Annotated in this window: 22 protein-coding genes and 1 pseudogene; 11 read left to right on the top strand and 12 right to left on the bottom strand. The window is 71.1% G+C overall.

Annotation, left to right across the window (positions count from 1 at the left end; all coding sequences use genetic code 11):
* Entirely contained in the window at positions 1-711 is a 711-nt protein-coding gene (locus FRADC12_RS20805; RefSeq protein ID WP_045877899.1) for a TetR/AcrR family transcriptional regulator, read from the bottom strand.
* A gap of 268 nt (positions 712-979) precedes the next feature.
* Here FRADC12_RS20805 and FRADC12_RS20800 point away from each other — a divergent pair, with 268 nt between their 5' ends.
* On the top strand, positions 980-1303 hold the full coding sequence (locus FRADC12_RS20800) for a hypothetical protein (RefSeq protein WP_045877898.1): 324 nt from the start codon (positions 980-982) through the stop codon (positions 1301-1303).
* Positions 1304-1377: 74 nt separating this feature from the next.
* On the opposite strand, the gene FRADC12_RS20795 is transcribed toward FRADC12_RS20800, so the two are convergent.
* From FRADC12_RS20795 to FRADC12_RS20780, 4 genes are all read right to left on the bottom strand, one after another.
* Positions 1378-2196 carry an acyl-CoA dehydrogenase family protein gene (locus FRADC12_RS20795; RefSeq protein WP_045877897.1) on the bottom strand — a complete coding sequence of 273 codons (819 nt, stop codon included), beginning with the start codon at positions 2194-2196 and terminating at the stop codon, positions 1378-1380.
* 2 nt (positions 2197-2198) lie between these two features.
* The gene (locus tag FRADC12_RS20790; protein ID WP_045879952.1) at positions 2199-3344 is read right to left on the bottom strand and encodes an acyl-CoA dehydrogenase family protein; all 1146 of its coding nucleotides are present in this window, start codon (positions 3342-3344) and stop codon (positions 2199-2201) included.
* A 116-nt stretch (positions 3345-3460) separates the two neighbouring features.
* Complete coding sequence (locus tag FRADC12_RS20785; protein ID WP_045877896.1) at positions 3461-3892, bottom strand: nuclear transport factor 2 family protein; 432 nt, start codon at positions 3890-3892, stop codon at positions 3461-3463.
* Positions 3893-3962: 70 nt separating this feature from the next.
* Positions 3963-5174 carry a metal-dependent hydrolase family protein gene (locus FRADC12_RS20780; protein WP_045877895.1) on the bottom strand — a complete coding sequence of 404 codons (1212 nt, stop codon included), beginning with the start codon at positions 5172-5174 and terminating at the stop codon, positions 3963-3965.
* Between the two features lie 377 nt (positions 5175-5551).
* Here FRADC12_RS20780 and FRADC12_RS33885 point away from each other — a divergent pair, with 377 nt between their 5' ends.
* The 8 genes and pseudogenes from FRADC12_RS33885 (at position 5552) to FRADC12_RS20750 (ending at position 9782) form a co-directional block, all read left to right on the top strand.
* A complete protein-coding gene (locus tag FRADC12_RS33885) occupies positions 5552-5674 on the top strand; it encodes a hypothetical protein (RefSeq protein WP_255355215.1) in 123 nt (40 codons plus the stop codon).
* Between the two features lie 5 nt (positions 5675-5679).
* A complete protein-coding gene (locus tag FRADC12_RS20775) occupies positions 5680-7152 on the top strand; it encodes an aldehyde dehydrogenase family protein (RefSeq protein ID WP_045877894.1) in 1473 nt (490 codons plus the stop codon).
* A 134-nt stretch (positions 7153-7286) separates the two neighbouring features.
* Complete coding sequence (locus tag FRADC12_RS20770; protein WP_084011078.1) at positions 7287-7703, top strand: carboxymuconolactone decarboxylase family protein; 417 nt, start codon at positions 7287-7289, stop codon at positions 7701-7703.
* Between the two features lies 1 nt (position 7704).
* Positions 7705-8574 (top strand): NAD(P)-dependent oxidoreductase, encoded by an 870-nt coding sequence (locus FRADC12_RS20765; RefSeq protein ID WP_045877893.1) that lies wholly within the window; start codon positions 7705-7707, stop codon positions 8572-8574.
* A gap of 224 nt (positions 8575-8798) precedes the next feature.
* Positions 8799-9179: a hypothetical protein gene (locus FRADC12_RS20760; RefSeq protein ID WP_198152991.1), complete on the top strand. Its 381-nt coding sequence runs from the start codon at positions 8799-8801 to the stop codon at positions 9177-9179.
* Positions 9180-9273: 94 nt separating this feature from the next.
* Positions 9274-9360, top strand: a pseudogene (locus FRADC12_RS35070) (FitA-like ribbon-helix-helix domain-containing protein); the annotation flags it as partial.
* Between the two features lie 3 nt (positions 9361-9363).
* On the top strand, positions 9364-9498 hold the full coding sequence (locus FRADC12_RS33880) for a hypothetical protein (RefSeq protein WP_255355214.1): 135 nt from the start codon (positions 9364-9366) through the stop codon (positions 9496-9498).
* Positions 9495-9782, top strand: coding sequence for a type II toxin-antitoxin system VapC family toxin (locus FRADC12_RS20750; protein ID WP_157488973.1), 288 nt, complete (start codon positions 9495-9497; stop codon positions 9780-9782). Before FRADC12_RS33880 ends, FRADC12_RS20750 begins: the two co-directional genes overlap by 4 nt.
* 213 nt (positions 9783-9995) lie before the next feature.
* Here FRADC12_RS20750 and FRADC12_RS20745 read toward each other — a convergent pair whose 3' ends face one another.
* The 5 genes from FRADC12_RS20745 to FRADC12_RS20725 form a co-directional block, all read right to left on the bottom strand.
* The gene (locus FRADC12_RS20745; protein ID WP_045877891.1) at positions 9996-11135 is read right to left on the bottom strand and encodes an acyl-CoA dehydrogenase family protein; all 1140 of its coding nucleotides are present in this window, start codon (positions 11133-11135) and stop codon (positions 9996-9998) included.
* A gap of 221 nt (positions 11136-11356) precedes the next feature.
* The gene (locus FRADC12_RS20740) at positions 11357-12136 is read right to left on the bottom strand and encodes an enoyl-CoA hydratase/isomerase family protein (RefSeq protein WP_045877890.1); all 780 of its coding nucleotides are present in this window, start codon (positions 12134-12136) and stop codon (positions 11357-11359) included.
* A gap of 19 nt (positions 12137-12155) precedes the next feature.
* Positions 12156-13256: an acyl-CoA dehydrogenase family protein gene (locus tag FRADC12_RS20735; protein ID WP_045877889.1), complete on the bottom strand. Its 1101-nt coding sequence runs from the start codon at positions 13254-13256 to the stop codon at positions 12156-12158.
* Positions 13243-14187 (bottom strand): acyl-CoA dehydrogenase family protein, encoded by a 945-nt coding sequence (locus FRADC12_RS20730; RefSeq protein ID WP_045877888.1) that lies wholly within the window; start codon positions 14185-14187, stop codon positions 13243-13245. Before FRADC12_RS20730 ends, FRADC12_RS20735 begins: the two co-directional genes overlap by 14 nt.
* Positions 14188-14450: 263 nt before the next feature.
* A complete protein-coding gene (locus FRADC12_RS20725; RefSeq protein ID WP_045877887.1) occupies positions 14451-15890 on the bottom strand; it encodes a class I adenylate-forming enzyme family protein in 1440 nt (479 codons plus the stop codon).
* Between the two features lie 85 nt (positions 15891-15975).
* Between FRADC12_RS20725 and FRADC12_RS20720 the strand changes: the two genes are divergently transcribed.
* Together FRADC12_RS20720 and FRADC12_RS20715 are read left to right on the top strand one after the other, a co-directional pair.
* Entirely contained in the window at positions 15976-17001 is a 1026-nt protein-coding gene (locus FRADC12_RS20720; RefSeq protein WP_045877886.1) for a ferredoxin--NADP reductase, read from the top strand.
* Between the two features lie 145 nt (positions 17002-17146).
* Positions 17147-18871, top strand: coding sequence for an ATP-binding protein (locus FRADC12_RS20715; RefSeq protein ID WP_052711051.1), 1725 nt, complete (start codon positions 17147-17149; stop codon positions 18869-18871).
* A gap of 22 nt (positions 18872-18893) precedes the next feature.
* Here the strand turns inward: FRADC12_RS20715 and FRADC12_RS20710 are convergent, their stop codons facing one another.
* Together FRADC12_RS20710 and FRADC12_RS20705 are read right to left on the bottom strand one after the other, a co-directional pair.
* Positions 18894-19949, bottom strand: a complete 1056-nt coding sequence (locus FRADC12_RS20710) for a CaiB/BaiF CoA transferase family protein (RefSeq protein ID WP_045877884.1) — start codon at positions 19947-19949, stop codon at positions 18894-18896.
* Positions 19946-20908 carry a TIGR03564 family F420-dependent LLM class oxidoreductase gene (locus FRADC12_RS20705; RefSeq protein WP_045877883.1) on the bottom strand — a complete coding sequence of 321 codons (963 nt, stop codon included), beginning with the start codon at positions 20906-20908 and terminating at the stop codon, positions 19946-19948. Before FRADC12_RS20705 ends, FRADC12_RS20710 begins: the two co-directional genes overlap by 4 nt.
* Between the last annotated feature and the right edge of the window lie 65 nt (positions 20909-20973).

Genomic DNA, 20973 nt, shown 5'->3' with positions numbered 1-20973 from the left:
TCAGCCCGCTGACCTGGGCGGCCGGGCCGCGCGGGGTTCGTCCGTCACCCGGACAAGGGGACGGACGAACCCCCCGGCGCAGAAATTCCACACCTCGTCGCCGGTGAGCGGGTGGGAGCCCTCGCTGTCCGCCACGACCGCCGTCGACTGGGCGAGGAACATGACCGACTGCATCACCATCGCGGCCGCCCGGCGCGGCCGCAGCTCGGTGCGCAGCTGACCGGTCGCGTCGACGCGGCCCATCAGCTCGGCGAACAGGGTGAGCATCGGCTCGTGCGCGGACCGCACTTCCGCCGGGTAGCTCATCAGAAGCTGCGTGGCGAAGTCCGTGAACAGGGGATGCCGGCTCTCCGGGCCCGGGAGCGAGCTCGCGAACAGCATCCGGACGGCGAGCTCCAGCCCGGCCAGCGGGTCGACCTCGGTCGTGGCGGCGGCGCGGATCTCGTCGGCGGAGCGGCGCAGCGCGTTCTCGAACAGGGCCAGCAGCAGCTCGTGCTTGCCGCCGAAGTGCTGATAGAAGCTGCGCAGTGACTGGTGTGAGCGGTCGACGACCTCCTGTACGGTGAAGTCGGTCGACCCCTTCTCGACGATGATGTCCTGGGCGGCCTCAAGGAACTGCTGGACCTTGCGCTCGGCACGCAGCCGCGCGGCCTTGGTGGAGCGCTCGACCGCACGCTGCTTCCAGGCCGGCTCCTCACTCAGCGTGCTCACGGCAAGCTCCTGATCCTGCGCCATGGGAAGAACGTACTCCCCACTATGCGTGCAACCACGTGCGCTCTTGGCTCCCTCCGTCCGCGCAACGCGCGAGAGGATGCTTCTATTATTGGAGAATAGTATTCTCGCATGAGTTCGCGCGGAATGTCGGTAGGAGGACCGTAGGAGGACCTTCGTGGCTGAAAAGTCACCAACCGTCAGCGGGAACGGGCATGCTCTTTGAGTCGACGAGGACCAGCAGCTGCTGCGTGCCACCGTCCGCGATGTGCTGTCGAAGGAAGGCCCGCCGGCGCTGGTCCGGTCCGTCGCCGACCAGGGCGTCGACCCGATGCCGCTCTGGCGGACCTATGCCGAACTCGGCTGGACCGAGCTGACCGGGACGGCCGAGGCAGTCGAGCTCGCGACCGTGCCGGAGGAGCTCGGCCGGGCGACCGACCCGACGCCCTACCTGGCCACCATGACATGGTTCGCCCCGCTGGTCGCCGATGCCGCCGACGGGTCAGGCGCCCGGCACCACCGTGTTCGAGGGCGTCAGCGCGCATCTCGATGCCATCTGCCATCGCGCCGACAACTACCGAAGCTGACCTAGCCCAGGAGGATGAGGCGTCACGGCGTCTTGAACGACGGCCCACGCGCCCGCCCCGAGGAATGGGTTCGCGTCTGTTACAGCTGGGCCAGCCGAGGCGCCGTGCGGCGGGCGCGGATGAGGGCGCCGGCCTCGCGGGTGAGCTCGCGGCTGTTGCCGAGCAGGCCGTCGAGGGTGAGGGCCCGGCGGATGTGGTGGTGCAGGTCGTGCTCGGCGGTGAAGCCGACGCCGCCGAGCACCTGCTGGCAGTGCCGGGCCGCGTCCAGTGCCGCCTGGCCGGCGGCCGCCTTCGCCAGCAGCGCGCCGAGCTCGTCGTCAGCCGCCGTCAGCGTGGCCTCGGCGCCTTCGAGCGCGACGTACGTCTCGGCGAGCCGGTGCCGGACCGCCTGGAAGGCCGCGACCGGGCGGCCGAACTGGTTGCGGTCCAACGCGTGGGTGCGGGCCAGGTCGAGCATCGCGCGCCCGGTCCCGACGAGCCACCAGGCGAGCGCGCGGCGGCCGGCGGCCAGCGCCACCGGGTCCGCCGCGGCCTTGCCGCCGTCGGCCGCGTCCGCCGCCACGACCCGCAGCGGCACGGGCCCGTCGAGGATCGTCCCCTCGCCCACGACGTCGGCCCGTTCCCAGACGACCGTGCGCCCACCCGCGTAGGGCAGCGCGACGACACCGCCGATCGGTGCGCCGATGGCGGCGAGCAGGACGTCGTTGACCAGCGGAGCGTGCGCCCCGGTCTGCCCCAGCAGGGCGAACACCAGCGGGATCGCGTCGGCGGGCTCCTCGGCGAGCAGGTCCGCCCAGCCGAGCTCTGCCAGCGCCACGTCCAGCGCCGCGCCCGCCGGGGTGTCGGTCATCGTCCCGCGCAGCGCCTCGGCGAGAAGGTCCCGTTCCTGCGCGTCCACGCCTACTCCTTGCCCAGGTTCAGCAGCCGGCGGGCGACGATGTTGCGCTGGATCTCCGCCGTGCCGCCGTAGATGGTCGCCGCCCGCGAGTACAGGTACTCGGTGCGCCAGTGCGCGTCCGTCAGCTCGATCGTGCCGGGCAGCACCTCGCGGGCCGTGTCGAAGAGCTTCTGGTCCGCGGTCGCCAGCAGGATCTTGTCGACGGACGTCTCCGGGCCGAGGTGCACGCCGGCGGCGAGCCGCCGCTGGGTGTTACGCGACCGGCTGCGGATGGTGTGCAGCGCCAGGTAGGCGGCGCCGAGCGCGGCGTCGGTCGTCGCGGCGGGCTCGGTCCCCTGCTGTTCGACGTCGGCCAGCAGCAGGTCGAGCCGGGTGAACAGGTAGGTGATCCGGTGCCAGAAGCAGGTGGACCGCTCATACGGCAGCAGGTCCATCGCGAGGCTCCAGCCATCGCCCACCCGCCCGAGCAGCCGCTCTGCCGGGATCACGACGTCGTCGAAGAACACCTCGGCGAACTCGTCGACGCCGTGCATCGTGCGCAGCGGCCGGACGGCGACGCCGGGGGTGTCCATGTCGAGGAAGAACGCGGTGATGCCAGCGTGGCCCGGGCCGGTCCTGGCGAGCAGGACGCAGCGCTGGGCGTACTGCGCGAGCGACGTCCAGACCTTCTGGCCGTTGACGGCCCAGCTGCCGTCCTCGCGCTGGACGGCGCGGGTCGTCAGCGACGCCAGGTCGGAGCCGGAGCCAGGCTCGGAGAAGCCCTGGCACCACTGCTCGCGGCCGGACAGCAGCCGCGGCAGCATCTCGGCCGCGAGCTCGGGCCGGGCGTACGAGATCATCGTCGGGGCGAGAACCTCGACCAGCGAGAAGTTGGTGGCGTCGGTCAGGTCGCGGTTCGCCACCTCCTCGCCGAGCACAGCCCGCAGCACGTCCGGCCCGCCGAGGCCACCGGCCTCGACCGGCCAGCCGTAACGCATCCAGCCCGCGTCGTAGAGCGCGCGGCGGACCTTGCCGAGCTGGGCGACCTCCGCGTCGAGCGAGTGGTCGTCCGCCGGCTTGGCCAGCTCGGCCGCGTGCTCGTCGAGCCAGGCCCGCACGGCGGCGCGGAACTCCTCGACGGTGACGGTCTCGCCGTCGACCGGCGGCACGAACCCGTCTGGCACTAGGCCGGGAGCGCGCTGCGTCTCTGGTTCGCTCCGTCGCGATCCCGCTCCGCGGCCGTCCTCGTCCCTCGGACGACCACTCCGCGGGTTCGCTCCTGCGCTCACAGGTTGATCCGCTCGATGACGTGCGGGATCCCGTGGTCGTGGTCGCCGCTGCGGCGGATGAACGTCATCGACCGGGTACGCAGCCGCCAGCCGTCCTCGGTGCGCAGGTAGGTGTCCCGGTAGTAGCCGATGCGCATGTCGTGCGCGGAATGCTCGATGAAGCACAGCGGCTGGGTGCCGGTCGCGTTGATGCCGTCGTCGGCGAAGTCGATGGCCGGCGTGCCGGTGAGGAACAGGCCCTTGGGCGCGGCCGCGACCAGCGCCGGGAAGTCCTTGAGCGCGAACGTGTCGCCGAAGGCGCTGTAGGTGCCGTCGGGAGTGAAGACCTTGACCAGGCCCTCGATGTCGCCCTGGGTGATGGTCACCGCATAACGGGCGAGGGTCTGCTGGATCTCGACCAGATCCTCGATGCGGTTCGGTTTGGTCACGGTCTACTCCGAACTTGGGAGCGCGGAAGCTGGGGTCTCGGCACTGTCGAGGTCATCGGGACCGTCGAGATCAGTAGCTGAACTGCTTACCACCCTTCAGGACGAAGGGGACGCGGGTCACCGCCCGGATGTCCTCGATCGGGTTGTCGCGCACGGCGATGACGTCGGCGAGCAGGCCCTCGCCGAGTCGGCCGCGGTCAGTGACGTCGATCAGGTCGGCCCCGACGATCGTCGCGGCCTGGATCGCCTGCAGCGCAGTCATACCGCGCTCGACGAGGGTGACCAGCTCGTTGCCGTTCTTGCCGTGCGGGATCGCGGGCGCGTCCGAACCGACGGCGATCTTCACGCCGGCCTCGATCGCGTTGCGGATGGACGTTTTCGCCCTCGGCCAGTCCCGCGCGGCCTTCGCCTGGATGCGCGGGTCGGAGGACTTGAGCACCTCCATGCCGTCGATCAGCGCCTGGGTGGCGACAAGGTAGGTGCCCCGCTTGACCATGAGGTTGATGGTGTCGTCGTCGATCATGAAGGCGTGCTCGATGCAGTCGACGCCGCACTCGATCATCTGGGTCACGGCCTCGGAGCCGTGCGTGTGCGCGGCGACCCGCAGGCCGCGCCGGTGCGCCTCGTCCGTGATCGCGAGCACCTCCGCGTCGGAGTAGTGCTTCGCGCCGGCAGGGCCGGACAGCGTCATGGTGCCGCCGGAGCCGCACATCTTGATGACCTGCGCGCCGTGCTTGATCTGGTGGCGGACGGCCTTGATGACCTCGTCGACGCCGTTGGCCAGGCCCTCCTCGACCGAGAGCTGCAGGACGTGCGGGGCGAACTGGCCGAACATCGTCGGGTCGAGATGCCCGCCGGTCGGGGTGACCGCATGGCCGGCCGGAACGATCCGCGGGCCGTCGACCCAGCCGTTGTCGATCGCCTTCATCAGCGCCACGTCGAGCAGGTAGCCGCCGGTCTTGCAGAACAGGCCCAGGTTGCGGACGGTCGTGAAGCCGGCCCGCAGGGTGCGCCGGGCGTTCTGGGTGGCGCGCATCATCCGCAGCGGCGGGTCGTCGCGCATCTGCCCGGTGAACTGGTTCTCACCCGGGCCGCCCATCAGGAGGTTGAGCTCCATGTCCATCAGACCGGGCAGGAGCACCAGGTCGCCGAGGTCGATGACCTCACCCTCGGGCTGACCGCCCACGCCGACGATGTACTCGCCTTCCACCTTCAGGATGCCGGGCCGGATGATCTCACCGGTGTCGACATCGAGCAGGCCAGCGGCCTTGAGCGTCAGCATCCCGCGTCCTCCTTGACATCAGGGCCAAAACCGGGCCCCGTCGGCGATGACGTGCCTGGACTGTGGCCTCGACCGCATCGTGGTCTCGCGCCGCGAACCAGCCGGAGAACCCCGTTCTCAGAGTTGATTCTCAGATTCTCACGCGGTCGGGAGGCGAGTCAAACAGCCCGGCCCGGACACCGGCCTCCACCTGCGCGAACGCGGCCCACGGCCGGCCGGGGGCGAGGACTGCATGTTTGATTCTCGCTGGCGAGAAACTTGTCTCCCGCCAGGGGAAGGTGTCGACCGTCACGCCCGGCCGACCCCGCGTGGCGTGCGCAGGTGTCGGTGACCTCGATAGCCGACAACGGCCCACTCGGCGTCGCGATCAGAACAAGATGAGGCGTGAGCGGCGCTGGGCCGACCCGGCGGAGATCGGCGTGGTGTTCGAGAGCGAGGACGCCCAGGAGGGTGCCCGCGTGTTCACCGGACGCCACCCGCCGGTGTGGAAGGGAAGGTAGTTCCGGTGAGCGTCACCGACACACAGGATGCGACCGCACGACCGGCCGCGCCCGCCAAGACTCGGCGGCACGACCATTGGATCAACGGCCGGGCCGCGGCTCCGGCCGAGGGCGCGTATTTCGCCACCCACAACCCGGCGACCCGGGAGCCGGGCGACACGATCGCCGCGGGCACCGCCGCCGATGTGGAGCTGGCGGTCACCGCCGCGGCGGCGGCCTGGCCGGGCTGGGCCGCGCGGCCCGCACGCGAGCGGTCCGACGTGCTGCACGCCGTCGCCGACGCGATGGCCGCCGCCACCGACGAGCTCGCGGAGCTCGAATGGGCCTCCACCGGCAAGGTGCCCGGCCAGGTCGCGTTCGAGATCGGCATGTCGGTCGACTACTTCCGCTACTACGCCGGAGTGGTCCGGGCCCTGAACGGCCGCACCATCGACCTCGGCGCCGGGGCGCACGCGTACACCCGACTGGAACCGTACGGCGTGATCGGCGCGATCACCCCGTGGAACCTGCCGCTCAACCAGGCCTCCCGCGCGCTCGCCCCGGCGCTGGCGGTGGGCAACGCGATCGTCGCCAAGCCCAGCGAGTTCACCGCCACGTCGACCGTGCTGCTGGCGAGGCTCGCGACCCAGGCGGGGCTGCCCGACGGCCTGCTCAACGTCGTCACGGGTACCGGACCCGAGGTCGGCTCCCCCCTCGCGGCGCACCCGCTCGTGCGCAAGGTGGCGTTCACCGGCTCGGTGGCGACCGGCCGGCACCTCGCCCAGGTCGCCGGCGACCGGCTGATCCCGCTTACCCTGGAGCTGGGCGGTAAGTCCCCGGTCGTCGTCTTCGCCGACGCCGACCTCGACCGGGCCGCGGCCGCCGCGGCGGCCGCGATCCAGACGAACTCCGGCCAGGTCTGCTCGGCCACGACCCGTCTGCTCGTCGAGGACTCGGTACACGACGAGGTGGTCGCCAGAGTCGTCGAGCGCCTGGAGAACCTCAGGCCGGGCGTCGACTTCGGCCCGATCATCACCGAGGCGCAGTTCGGCAGGGTGCTGGCCGCGTTCGCCGACGCGGCCCGCGACGGCCTGACCCCGCTGACCGGTGGAGCCGGGTACTCCGACGGCCCCGGCGCCGCCGGCCAGTACGTGCGGCCGACCGTGTACGCGGACGTTCCGCTCACCCACCAACTCGCCCGCGACGAGGTCTTCGGCCCCGTGCTGGTGACCCGGCGCTTCACCGGCGAACAGGACGCCCTCGCCGCGGCGAACGACACCGACTACGGGCTGGTCGCCAGCGTGTGGAGCGGCGACGTCGCGCGCGGGCTGCGGGTCGCCGAGCGGATCGAGGCCGGCCAGGTGGCCGTCAACGGGGGCCCGCTGACCAACGAGACCCCGTTCGGGGGCTACAAGAGCAGCGGCTTCGGCCGGGAGAAGGGCCTCGAGGCCCTGCACGACTATGCCCAGACCAAGACCGTCAGCCTGTCCTTGGGCTGACCGCAACCGCGTACGCGAAGGCCGGCGTCTGGCCGTCGGACGGCCGCCCGGGCCGCCCCGGGCCACCCGGTGGCTCGACGCCGGCCCACATCGCGCCGCCTCCTTCGGCGGCGCCGAGGATCGGAGGAACGACCGTGGACGAGGCACTGAGCGCTGCCTACGAGCTGCGCCGGGCCATGCTGGGCGACGCCTACGTCGACGCCCAGAGGGCGGAGAGCGACCCGGTCGCGCAGGACTTCCAGGACCACATCACCCGCCAGGCCTGGGGTGTGTGGACCCGCGGCGGACCGCTGTCCACCCGGGACCGCAGCCTGCTGGTGCTCGCGATGACCGCGGCGCTCGGCCGGATGGAGGAGTTCAAGCTGCACGCCAGCGCGCGGGAGCGCACCGGGGTCAGCGACGCCGAGCTCGACGAGCTGCTCTTCCAGGTCGCCGCCTACTGCGGCGCCCCCGCGGCCATCTCGGCCAAGCGGGCGCTGCGCGAGGTGCGGGCCACCCGTGCCGCCGAGGGCGCTGACTCCGCGGCCGCGTCGACGCCGAAAGAGGCCTGAGATGACTGTCGGATCGCCCGTCGTCGGCTTCATCGGGCTGGGCAACATGGGCGCGGCGCTCGCCAACAACCTCGTCGTGGCCGGCTTCGACGTCGTCGCCTTCGACGTCGCCGGGCCGGACCGCGCGCCCGAGGGCTCGAAGTTCGCCGCCGACGTCGCGGAGCTCGCCCGCACGGCAGACGTCGTCGTGTTCAGCCTGCCCAACGGCGCCGTGTCCGAGGCGGTCGCCACCGAGATCGCCGGCACGGCCGAGCGCCGGGTCACGCACCTCATCGACACGTCGACCATCGGCGTCACCGCGGCCAAGAAGATTACCGGACTGCTCGCCGACACCGGCATCGGTTACGTCGACGCTCCGGTCTCCGGCGGCGTCGCCGGGGCGAAGGCCCGCCGGCTCGCGGTCATGTACGCCGGCACCGACGACACGGTCGAGGCCGTCCTCCCGGTGTTGCGAGGGCTGTCCGACAAGCTTCGGCGCGTCGGTGGCCAGCCGGGTCTCGGCCAGGCGCTCAAGCTGGCGAACAACTTCCTCTCGGCCACCGCGCTGGCCGCGACCAGCGAGGCGGTGGCGTTCGGCGTCGCCGCCGGCCTGGACATGGCGACGATGATCGAGGTGCTGAACACGTCGTCCGGCCGCAGCGCGGCCACCGACGACAAGTTCCCCAACGACGTCCTCACCGGCCGCTACGGCTCCGGCTTCGCCAACACGCTCATGGCCAAGGACGTCCGCCTCTACCTGGCCGAGGTCTGCGACGCCGCCACCCCGCACACCGTCGGCGACGTCACCGTCGGCATCTGGCAGCGCTTCGCCGACGCCGAGCCGGACGTCGACTTCACCCGCATCTACCCCTTCGTCGAGGGCTCCGCGTAGGCGTCGCCGCACGCTCGCCTGATCGCCGCAGCCGCAGCCATGATCGTCATTTCTGTCCCCTGGTGGTTGTCGGTAGGGCTGGTTTACGACCGCCAGCGGGCGGAGACAGCGGTCAAAGGCCGGGAGCCGCCGTCCGGGCCACGGTCCGCCGCCCGGCGGGTCCGCCGGAGCGGCGTCAGCATGGAATGCGCAGAGCGGGCTTGACCACGCCGAGAGGACTGAGCATGCGTTTCTCGGTCAACGTGCCGAACCTCGGCGACTTCCCCGATCCCCGCGTCGTCACCCGCGTCGCCGCCGCCACGGAGAGCGCAGGCTGGGACGGCGTCGTCCCGCTCTTCCCGGACGCCACCCACGGCGTCCCTCCGGCTCCCGACGACGTGCGCGCGGTGGTAGCCCGCATCGCCGAACATCGGCCTGCGGCCGCCGGCCCCTTCCAGGTCGTCGTCGGCGGCCAGACCACGCCCGCCACCGCCGCCGACGTCATCGGCCCGCTGGTCGACGCCTGCGCCACCTGGTGGGACGAACGCCAGCACATCCGCAGCCCCGACCTCTACGCCCTCGCCCCCGTCCTGCGCCGCGTCGAACAGGGCCCACCCGCAATCTGATCGCTGGGGAGGCGGCGCCGCGCGGCCGAACTCGACCTCGGTTGACTCGTTTGCCTTCCACCAGCATTCGCAGCAAAATGCAGCTACGGCTGCGATTACGATTCGAGATGTACCGGACGAGACACGAGACGAGCTGGCGTCCCGCGCGGCGCTCAGTGGTCGGTCGCTTCAGGAGTTCCTGCGGTTGCAGTTGATCGAGATTGCCCGCAAGCCAGACCCGAACGCCCTGCTGGCACGGATCCGCGACCGCAAACGGCAGGTCGACAGCCGGCTGTCAGCCGAGGCGATCCTTGGCCACATGGACGCCGACCGGCCATGACTCTCGTGCTCGACTCGGGCTTTGTCACAGCTGCACTCGTCGACAGCGGTCCGGTCGGCACCTGGGCCGACAGACTGCTCGGTGGTGACGACCTCGCCGCGCCTCATCTCATGCCCATCGAGGTCACCAACGTGCTGCGTCGAGCGGCGCAGTCTGGCCAGATCTCAGCGGACACCGCGGCGCTGGCCCACGCGGACCTGCTCAGCCTTCGGGTCGAGCGGTTCGCCTATGAGCCGTTCAGCCGGCGGGTATGGGGAACTCCGGGAGAACGTGACCTCGTGTGACGCGTGGTACGTGGCGCTCGCGGAGTCGTTGAACGCACCGCTCGCGACGGTGGACCTGCGGCTGGCGAAAGCTGCCGGTCCGCGTTGCGCCTTCTTGACTCCCTAGCCACCCAGCCGCCGCAGCCGCCCAGCCGCCGCAGACGCCGCAGCCGCCCAGACGCCGCAGCCGCCCAGCCGGGGCGGCCGAGCGGCTGGCTGTGGGCAGTGGCTCGCCTACAGGCCGAGGTCCTTCGCGATGATGGTTTTCATGATCTCGGAGGAGCCGCCGTAGATGCGGCCGACACGGGCGTCGGCCCACGCGCGGGCGACCGGGTACTCGGTCATGTACCCGTAGCCGCCGAAGAGCTGCAGGCAGGCGTCGACCACCCGGCCCTGCATCTCGGTGACGAACAGCTTGACCTTCGCCGCGTCGGTCGGGGTGAGCTCACCGGTGTCGAGCGCGACCAGAGCGCGGTCGAGCATCGCCCAGCCGGCCTCGACCTGGGTGGCGCAGTCGGCGAGCACGAACCTGGTGTTCTGGAAATGGCTCAGCGTCTTGCCGAACGCCTTGCGGCCTTTCACGTACTCGACCGTCTGGGTGACGACCGACGCCGCCGACGACTGGGCGTTGACCGAGATCGACATGCGCTCCTGGGGCAGGTGCGAGGTCAGGTAGGTGAAGCCCTGGCCCACTTCGCCGAGCAGGTTCGCCGCAGGCACGCGGACGTCGTCGAAGACGATCTCGCACGCCTCCTGGATGTGCAGGCCGATCTTCTTCATCGGCGCGCCCCGGGAGACGCCGGCGCTCTGCGCGTCGATGACCAGGAGCGAGAGTCCCGCGTGGCGCTGGGTTGGGTCGGTCTTGACGGCGGTGAGGAAGACGTCGGCGTTCAGCCCGCCCGTGATGAACGTCTTCGAGCCGTTCACGACGTACTCGTCGCCGTCGAGCCGGGCGCTCGCCGCGAGGCCGGCGAGGTCGGAGCCCGCGCCCGGCTCGGTCAACGCGAGCGCGCAGACCAGCGACCCGTCGGCCAGGCCGGGCAGCCAGCGGGCCTTCTGCTCCTCGTTGGCGTGGCCGACGAAGTACGGCACCGAGATGTCGCAGTGGATGCGCAGCGGGCCGAGGCCAAGGCCGAGCCGGCCGGCCTCCTCCGCGACGACCGCGTTGAACAGGTAGGAGGCGCCGCCGCCGCCGTACTCCTCGGGAATGCCGAGGCCCATGATGCCGAGCTCGCCGCACTTGGTGTAGAAGTCGCGCGGCGGCATGCCGCCCTCCTCCCACTCGTCGTAGTGCGCGACGACCTCCTTCTCGAGGAAGGTCCGGACCGTCGCCCGGAACGCGTCGTGCTCCGGACCGTAGACCGTGCGTCGCATCCGGTCGTCACCCCTCAGAACCAATCAGGAAAACGAAATCGTGCGGCCGGCCGCCGCGTCGGTAGCTGCCATGATCGCCGTTTCGACCCTCTCGTGGTCGTAACGGCCACCGGATTGCGACCATCAGCGGGCGGAGGCGGCGATCATTCCGACCAGCCGGCAAGCCGGTCGCGGCACCGGGCGCTCGACCGCCGTCGCCGCGACCGGCCTGTGCCGCCGGGTCAGGACTTGTTGGCGGTGAGCTTCGCCATGATGGCGGCGAAGTCCTCGGTGGTGAACGACACCTGCTCGGCGTAGTTCGCGTAGTCGAGAGAGGCGAGGACGTTCTTCTCGAGCTGCAGGTTGAGCAGCCGCTTGGTCGCCTCCACGGCCTGCTGGGGCATCGCGGCGATGCCCCGTGCGCATTCCAGGGCTTCGGCCACCGGGTCGGCGACGATGTGGTTCGCCAGGCCCATCTCCAGCGCCTTCTCGGCCGGGATTCGCTTGCCGGTGAGCGCGTATTCCTTCACCCAGTGCATGCTGGTGCTCATCGGCCAGACGAGCGGGCCGCCGTCGGCGGCGACCAGGCCGACCTGCACGTGCGGGTCGAGCAGGTATGCCTTCTCGGCCATGTAGACGATGTCCGAGAGCGCGACGAGGCTACAGCCGAGGCCGGCCGCCGGACCGTTGACTGCGGCGACCACGGGGAGCCGGCAGCGCAGCATGCCGAGGATGATGTCCCGGCCGTGCATGATGGTCAGTTTCTGCAGCCTGGAGTCCTGGCGCAGCACGTCCAGGTAGGCGAAGTCGCCGCCCGCCGAGAAGGCTCGGCCCGCGCCCGTGATGACCGCGGCCCGGGCGTCGAGGTCCTCGTTGAGGCGGGTCCACAGCCGGGCGAGCCCGACGTGCAGCTCGTGGTTGACCGCGTTCAGGTTGTCCGGCCGGTTCAGTGTGATGATCCGGATCGGGCCGTCGGCCCGGACCTGGACCTCGTCCGGCAGGTCGTAAAGGTTCTCGGACATCAATGTCCCTCCGGGCCGCTCAGCTGGCCGGCAGGCCGAGGATGCGGCCCGCGACGATGTTCTTCTGGATCTGCGACGTGCCGCCCATGACGCTCTGCGACCGGCTGTAAAGGTAGGTCGCGAGCATCTCGGCGTCACGAGTGCCGGTGACGGCGAGCGCCGCGTGACCGACGGACTGTTCGACCCACGTCATGAGCAGCTTGTCCAGCGAGCCGTCCGAGGTGTGGGTGACCCCGTCGAGCTGCTCGGACAGGCGGCGGCGGACGTGCAGGCGCAGCATCTCGGCCTGCACCGCGCCCCAGCGCAGGTCATCGGGCACGGTGCCGCCGGCCGCGGCGGCGGTCTTCGCGAGTGCGCGCACGGTCTTGCCGTACCGAGCCGCGAAGCCCAGCGTGGAGGGCTCCCGCTCGTGGCCGACCACCGTCATCGCGACCTTCCAGCCGTCGCCGGGCTTGCCGACCATGTTCGCCGCCGGCACCCGGGCACCGTCGAACAGCACCTGGCCGAACTCGGCCGACACCCCGTTGATCATCTTGAGCGGGCGCTGCTCGATCCCGGGCTGGTGCATCGAGATGATGAAGCCGGAGATGCCCTTGTGCCGCGGGGCGTCCGGGTCGGTGCGAGCCAGCAGCAGGCACCAGTCGGCGACGTCCGAGTAGCTCGTCCAGATCTTGTGACCGTGGATGAGGTAATCGTCGCCGTCGAGCTCGGCCCTGGTGGTCAGCGAGGCGAGGTCGGAGCCGGCGCCCGGCTCGGAGAAGCCCTGACACCAGCGCTCGGAGCCGTTGATCATGCCTGGCAGGAAGCGCAGCTGCACCTCGTCACTGGCGTGCGCGCCGAGACCGTGCGCCAGGTAGCCCAGGCTCGGCCGCGGCGGCGCGCCGGCGATGGCCAGCTCCTCGTCGAGGATGACGTCATAGGCCGGAGCCAGGTCCTGCCCGCCGAACCGCTTCGGCCAGCTCAGACCGAAGAAGCCGCCCTCGTACAGGGCGGTGTGCCAGCGGCCCGCCTGGTGCCAGTAGTCGTCGCCGGTCGCCTTGAAGTCCGCGACGTTGCCGGCCAGCCATTCCCGCAGCCGCGCGCGGAACGCGGCTTCCTCCGCGGAGTCACGAAAGTCCAAGGTCGATCTCCTCCAGCTTCGCGGGGAACAGCTCGGCGGACGTCAGCACCCGCCGCAGGAAGACGTGAGCAAGGCACTCCCAGGTGTTACCGATGCCGCCGTGCACCTGGATCGAGGTCTCGCAGATGGTCCGGGCGGCCCGCTCGACGTAGACCTTGGCGATCAGCGCCGCCTGGACCGCCTCGGGGGCGGGCAGCTCGTCGACGGCCCAGGCCGCGTGCCGCAGCACGCTGACCGAGCCCTCGACCAGCGCCAGCGCCTCGGCGAGCAGGTGCGCGACTGCCTGGTAGGAGCCGATCGCGTGGCCGTACTGCGAGCGCACCTTCGCGTAGTCGGCGGCGAGGGCCTGTGCACCGCGGGCTGCCCCCAGCATGTCGGCGGCCGTGACGACCAGGGCGAGCGCGCGGGCCTTGGCCGCCGCCTCGACGTCGACCGAGCCGACCGCCGTCAGCGCGGTGGCGGCACCGCCCACCAGCCTGGTGAGGTCGACGCCCAGCTCGGTCGCGCCGACGGTGCCGGCCAGCACGGACGTGCCGTCGAGGCCGAGCAGGCCGTGCATGCCCCTGGCGTCGGGGGCGATCCCGTCGACGACGATGGTCGCCACGCCACTCGCGGCGGCGTCGAGACCGGCGGCGTCGGCCACGTCGCCGTCCGTGGTCAGCCGGGCGTGCAGGTCGTCGGCGAGCACCGGGCCCGAGAACGGCACGTCGACGAGCCCGCGGGCGAACTCCTCGACGACCAGCGCCACCTCGACGCCGGAGGCGCCGTCGGACCGCAGCGTCCGCCAGCCGGTCGCGGCGATCGCCTTCTCCAGGCGGGCGGCGCGGTCGTCGTCGGCGAGGTCGAGCACGGACCCGGGCCCGAGGCCGTCCGCGAGCCGGGCGGCCGCGTCCCGCAGCTCGCGCTGCTCAGTCGTCAGACGGACGTCCATACCGCTCCTTGAAGGTTCCAGCGTTCTCTGCAGCCAGCCGCGGGCGTCCGGGCAGCACCCGGGGGCCGAACCATCCGACGGTCTCGGGACCGTCCGCCATGGCGGCCCCGTGGCCGCCTGCCTCGCCGCGGGCACCTAAGCGGCGGGCCCGCCAGCCCTGGATGTCTATATTGACGTCAAGTCTGGTGCCGGTCTACCGCACCCGTCGCGGCCGCGCCGCCAGATGTGAGCAGAAAGTGTCGTGAGCCAGCACCGCCCGCCGGTCACCGGGGCGCCGGCGGGCCGGCCAGCGCGGCCAGCGCCTCGTCCCGAAGGAGACGGCGCAGCACCTTCCCGGACGGCAACCGGGGAATCTCGGGGACGAACACGATCTGCCTCGGCCGCTTGTAGGACGCGAGCCGGCCGGCGACCAGGGCGACGAGTTCCTCGGCCAGGCCGGCCACGGCGGCGCCGTCGGCGACGGTGACCGCGGCGACGATCGCCTCCCCGTCCGCCGGGTCGGGGACGCCGAACACGGCACAGTCGGCGACCGCCGGATGGCCGTGCAGCACCGTCTCGACCTCGGCGGGCGCGACCTGGAAGCCCCGCACCTTGATCATCTCCTTGCGTCGGCCGGTCAGTCGCACCCACCCGCCCGCGTCGATGTTCCCGACGTCACCGGTGTGGTACCAGCCGTCCTGGAAGGCGTCCGCGTTGGCCTCCACCGGCAGGTAGCCGACCATCAGCGACGGCGACCGGGCCTGGATCTCACCGGTCTCCCCCGGCGCGACGGGCACGCCGGTCTCCAGGTCCACGACTCGCAGCTCGACGCCGGGCGCGGCCAGCCCGACGCTGTCGAGCCGGGCGCCGTCGAGCGGGTTGCAGGCGATGACCGGCAGCTCGCTGGCCCCATAGGCGGGCAGCCACGCCACCCCGGCGCGGCGGGTCACGGTCTGTGCGACGCTGGCGGTGACGGGCGTCGCTCCCCACATGATGTAGCGCAGCGAGGACAGGTCGAACGACTCCAGCTTCGGGTGGGCCGCGAGCGCGAGCGCGATCGGCGCGACGGCCATCTCGATGGTGATGCGGTCGACCTGGATGCAGGTGAGCACGGCCTCCAGGTCGAACCGGCGGTGCAGCCGCATCCACGCGCCGGTCTCCAGCGCGGTGACGATGTTGAGGATCCCGAGGATGTGGGACGGCGGGGTCGCGACCTGGATGCGGTCGGCCGACGTCATACCGAGCACGGCACGCCAGTGGCCGACGGCGGCGGCGAACGAGGCGTACGTGTGCCGGACCGCCTTGGGCAGGCCTGTGGTGCCGGAGCTGAACACGAACACCGCGTCGGCGGCCGGGTCCGGCCCGGGAGCCGGCGTGACCGGGGAGACACCGTCATCGATGCCCTCGAGGGGCTCGTCCAGGTGCACCATCGGCATCAGGTCGGCGAGAACCGGGTGGTCACCGACGGCATGCGCCGGCCCGCTCACCGCGAGGGCGTGCGCGACGTCGGCGCGCCTCCAGGAGGGGCTGAGCAGGACGACGGCGGCCCCTAGGCGCCAGATGGCCCTGACCGCGATGATGAACTCGGGCCGCGTCGACGACATGAGGGCGACGCGGTCACCGGCGCGGACGCCGCGGTCCGCGAGCCTGGCGGCTAAGGCGCTCGTCAGGGCGTCCAGCCTGGCCAGGCTGTACTCCTGCTCCTCGAAGACGAGGACCGCCATGGCGAGGCTCCCGTCAGCTCGTGGCAGGCGCGCGGAAACTGTATTCTCGCCTGGATAGAACCTTAATACCAGAGGATGCCGTCACATGCCGAGACCTCCGCTCTTCCAGCGTGCGACCGTGAGCCGGGTGATCGAGGAGACCGCGGACGCCCGCACGTTCGCCCTCGCACCGCTCGACGGTCCGTGGGAATACCGCGCTGGTCAGTTCTGCACGTTCAAGGTCACCATCGGCGGTGAGGAGCTGTTGCGCAGCTACTCCATGTCCAGCGCGCCGGAGACCGACGGCGAGCTGGCGGTGACCGTGAAGCGGGTGCCCACCGGCGCGGTGTCGAACTGGCTGATCGACAATCTGGTCAAGGGCGACGAGGTCGAGCTCACCAAGCCCCACGGCGTCTTCTGCCTGCGTGAGACCGACGTCCCGCTGATCGGCTTCTGCGGCGGCAGCGGGATCACCCCGGTCATCTCGCTGGCGAAGAGCGCGCTGGCGACGACGAACCGCCAGGTCCGGCTGCTGTGCGCCGACCGCGACCAGCCGGCGGCTATCTTCTGGCAGGCCCTGAACGAGCTCGCCGAGCAGTACCCGGCCCGGCTCACGGTGACCCGGCACCTGGACGCCGAGGCGGGCTTCGTCGACGCGGCCGCGGTCCACGCGTTTCTCGGCAACGACCTCGATGCCGACGTGTATATCTGCGGGCCGACACCGTTCATGGACCTCGTCGAGGCCGCCGTTCCCGGGCCCGGGAAGATCTTCATTGAGCGGTTCGGCGGCACGGCACCGCTGCCGCCCCAGGAGGAGGAGCCCGCGCCCAGCGCCGGCTCCGAGGCCAGCAAGGTCCTCGAGGGCACCGTCACGATCATCCTCGGCCGCAAGAAGGCCACGGTGCCGCGCCGGGCCAGCGAGACCCTGCTCGAAAGCGCGCGCCGCGCCGGTCTCAGCCCGCCGTTCTCCTGTGAGTCCGGCACCTGCGCGACGTGCATGGCGCACGTTGAGGAGGGCGAGGTCACCATGCGGGTGAACGACGCCCTCACCGAGGACGAGGTCGCCGACGGCTACGTCCTGACCTGCCAGGGCCTCCCCCAGTCCGAGAAGGTCACCGTCAAGTACGAGTAGGCGGCCGGCCCGAGCGGGCGCGCGGGGCCGCTCCGCGGGCGAGACGCTGGGACACCCGAGCCTCCACATACCACCGACATACCACTCCGGCCGCGCGAGTGGTATGTCGGTGGTAAGCTGGCCCTCTGACAGGCGGGAGGCTGCTGTGGACCTTGCGGAGATCGTGGCGAGGCTACGGGCGGCGGGCGGAGAGTTCGAGGACGTCGAAGTCAAGCGGGCGACCGGCGGTCTCCCGCAGAGCGTGGCCGAGACCATGTCCGCGTTCGCGAACTCCAGAGGCGGGCTCCTAATCCTCGGGCTGGATGAGCGAGCGGGGTTCGTCCCCGCCCAACTCGGCGACCATCTCGCGCTACGCGACGAACTCGCCGGAGTCGCCCGTGGCAAACTCACGCCACCACTCGCGCCGGTCATCGAGATCGTGCCGTTCGAGGGGGTGACCCTGGTGGTGGCCGAGGTCGACCCCCTGCCACCGGCACAGCGTCCCTGTTACGTCACTGCCCGAGGGCTCTACAATGGCGCATTCATCCGCGTCGGCGACGGCGACCAGCGACTGACACCCTACGAGATCGACCGGCTGCGGGAGAGTTCTGGGCAGCCCCGCTGGGACGAGGAGCCGGTACCGCAGGCGACCGCACAGGATCTGGATCCGCGGGCCGTCGGGCGCCTCATTGAGGTTGCCACCAATAGCTCGCCGCGGGCGTTCGCCGGACTCACCGAGACCGATGCGCTGGCCCGTCTTGGCGTTCTCGTGTCGCATGAAGGTTCCCTCGTCCCATCCCTGGCGGGTCTGCTCAGCGTCGGCGTCCACCCCCAGCAGTACTTCCCCCAGTTGATGGTCTCGCTGGCCGTATATCCCGGGGAGGTCGGCGGGCAGCCGGGACCTGGCGGCGTCCGCTTCCTGGACAGCGCCGCGGTCAGCGGAACGATCCCCACGATGGTGATCGACGTGATCCAGGCCGCGCAGCGCAGCCTTCGACGGGCCAGTCGCGTTGTAGGCGGCGGGCGCGACGACTACTGGGAGATCGGGCCGGAGGTGATCCGCGAGGCGGTCGTCAACGCGCTCATGCACCGCGACTACAGCCCACAGGCCCGGGGCACTCAGATCCAGGTCGAGCTCTTCCCCGACCGGCTTACCGTCACAAGCCCAGGGGGGCTGTTCGGCAACGTCCGATTGGAGACTCTCGGAGAAAGCGGAACCTCGTCGTCCAGGAATGCTCGGCTTGCGGCTCTGCTCCAGGAAGCCGGTGAGCCGCTCACGGGTCGGCCGGTGGCCGAGAACCGCGGCTCCGGCATCGGCATGATGATCAGCCAGGTGCGCCACGATACGGGCCTGGTACCTATATTCAGCGCCAACCTGAACTACTTCCGGGTGACGATCCCTCGGACATCGCCCGTTACGCCGGCGCTCCGCGCATGGGCCATGACACTGGGCCGCGGTACGGAACTGTCTCCGGAACAGGTCACGGCTCTCGCCCTCGCGAAGTCTGGCTACGACATCGACGCCGCGCTGCTTCGCAGGCTGGGCCTGAATGCGTCCGACGCACGCCGCCAACTCGTTCAGTTGCGGGACCTCGGCCTGCTGCTCCCACGCAAGGCCCGCGAGGACGGCTCGTTCCGACTGTCGCCGGGCCTCGACGGGGCAGTCGATGAATCCGCGCCGATGGCGCCAGCGAGCGCAAACCTCGCCGAACGGATCCTCGCAGCCCTCGGGGACGCCGGCTCCGCGACCCGCGAGGAACTGCAGAAGGCGACCGGTGGCAGTCGCAGCGGTGTGACGAAGGCTTTGGACGCGCTCCTTGCCAGTGGGCAGGTCGATTCCACCGCCCCTCCGCGCAGCCCCAACAGGCGATATCGGCGCCCGCAAGCATGACGGAAGGCTGAAACCGTCGCGGCTAGAAGGTGCCCTGCTCGCCGAGGCGGGGTGGGGGCCCGTAGCTGGGCTGGTGGCCGTCGATGCGGATGGGGTTGGCGACGAGGCGGTAGCCGGCGGTCTCGATGACGCGGTCCGGGGCCTCGGCGAGCGCCTCGGGCAGGGTGCGGACCGCTGCGATCGGGATGCCCAGGGGGCGCAGCCGGGCCTCCCAGCCGCGCGCCGTGTCGGCCGCCAGTGCCCTGGTGACGGCTTCCACGACCTTGTCGCGGTTCGCCGACCGGTCGGCCATGGTCGGGAAGGCGGCGATCTCCGTCTCAGGGACGGCAGCCTCGGTGACGAACGTCCGCCAGTAGCGGTCGTGGGTCAGGAACATCGCGACGAAGCCGTCGGCGGTGGGGAACAGCTGGGCCGGCACGTAGAACGGGTGCGCGCCGAACGGGTGGCGGACGGGTTGGGTGCCCTCGTTCAGGTAGGCGGACGCCTTGTAGTTCAGCTGCGAGAGCATCACGTCGCGCAGCGACACGTCGACCTGGCCACCCCGGCCGGCGATGATCTGGGCGAGCAGGCCGAGCGCGGCTGTGAGGCCCGCTGAGTTGTCCGCCGCCGAGTAGCCCGGCAGGGTCGGCGGCCCGTCCGGCTCGCCGGTCATCGCCGCGACGCCGGTGGCCGCCTGGATCACGTAGTCGAACGCCGGGTCGTCGCTGCCGTAGAGGCCGTAGCCCGTGACGGCGACACAGACGATCTTCTCGTTGTACTGCTTCAGCGCCTCGTAGGTGAGCCCGAGCTTGCGGATCGCCGACGGCTTCTGGTTGACGATCAGCGCGTGAGCGTCCGCGACCAGCTCGTGCAGCTTCTCCTGCCCCGCCGGCCTGGTCAGGTCGAGGCAGACGCTGCGCTTGCCACGGTTGAGGCTGGCGAAGTAGGCGTCGCTGACCTGCCGGGACATGTCACCGGTCGGCGGCTCGACCTTGGTGACCTCCGCGCCGAGGTCCGACAGCATCATCGAGGCATACGGACCGGCCAGGATGTGCCCGGCCTCGAGGATCCTCAGGCCGGCCAGCGGCCCGCGGCTCATTTACGCAGGTCCGCGGCGATCTGGGCGTAGACCTCGCGGGTGCGGCGCTTCGAGGCGACCAGCTCGTCGCGGTTGTCGCCGATCGGCAGCAGCCGGGCGGAGACGTCGGTGACGCCGGCGTCGATGAACCGCCGGAGGCGTGCGGCGATCATCTCCTCGTCACCCACGGCCGCGATGTCGCTGACGTCCTTGGCGTCGCCGGCGTCGAGCAGTCGCTGGTAGTTCGGGGACACCTCTGCCTCGTCGAGGACGCGGCGCGCGCGGGCCTTGGCCTTCTCGACGTCGGCTGGCCGGCACAGGCAGATCGGGATGCCCGCGACGATCCGCGGCGCCGGCCTGCCGGCGCTTCCGGCCGCCTTGGTGATCTTCGGTGCGATGTGGTCCCCGATGGCGCGCTCGTCGGCGAGCCACAGCACGGTGCCGTCGGCCTGCTCGCCCGCGATCCGCAGCATCACCGGGCCGAGCGCGGCCACCAGCACCGGCAGCGGCTTGACCGGGGTGAGGCCGAGCGGGTTGTGCACCGTGAAGGTGGCGTTCTCGACGTCAGCGCTGCCGGTCCCCGCGAAGGCCGCGTTGAGCACCTCAAGGTAGTCGCGGGTGAAGGCCGCCGGCTTCTCGTAGGGCAGGCCGAGCATGTCCTTGACGATCCAGTGATGCGATGGGCCGACACCGAGCGCGAGCCGGCCGTTCGACGCGGCGTGCACCGACATCGCCAAGCGGGCCAGCGCGATCGGGTGCTGTGCCTGCAGCGGCACGACCGCTGTGCCCAGCTCGATCCGCTCGGTCACCGTCCCCATCAGCGCGACCGTGATCAACGCATCGAAGTCGGTCGGGATCTGAGGAATCCACGCGGTTTCCATACCCGCGCTCTCCGCCCAGCGGACCTCGTCGAGCATCCGCGCGGGCTTGCGCGCGGAGTCGCCGTGCTCGGGGCCGATCATCACACCGAACCGCGCCATGTCTGTCTCCACCTAACTTGCAGCGGCCAACCTGGAGTGCCTCTCCCGCTGACGCCGCCCGAGCA

The sequence above is a fragment of the Pseudofrankia sp. DC12 genome, assembly GCF_000966285.1.
Taxonomy (GTDB): Bacteria; Actinomycetota; Actinomycetes; order Frankiales; family Frankiaceae; genus Pseudofrankia.
This window is presented reverse-complemented; position numbering and strand designations above follow the sequence as displayed.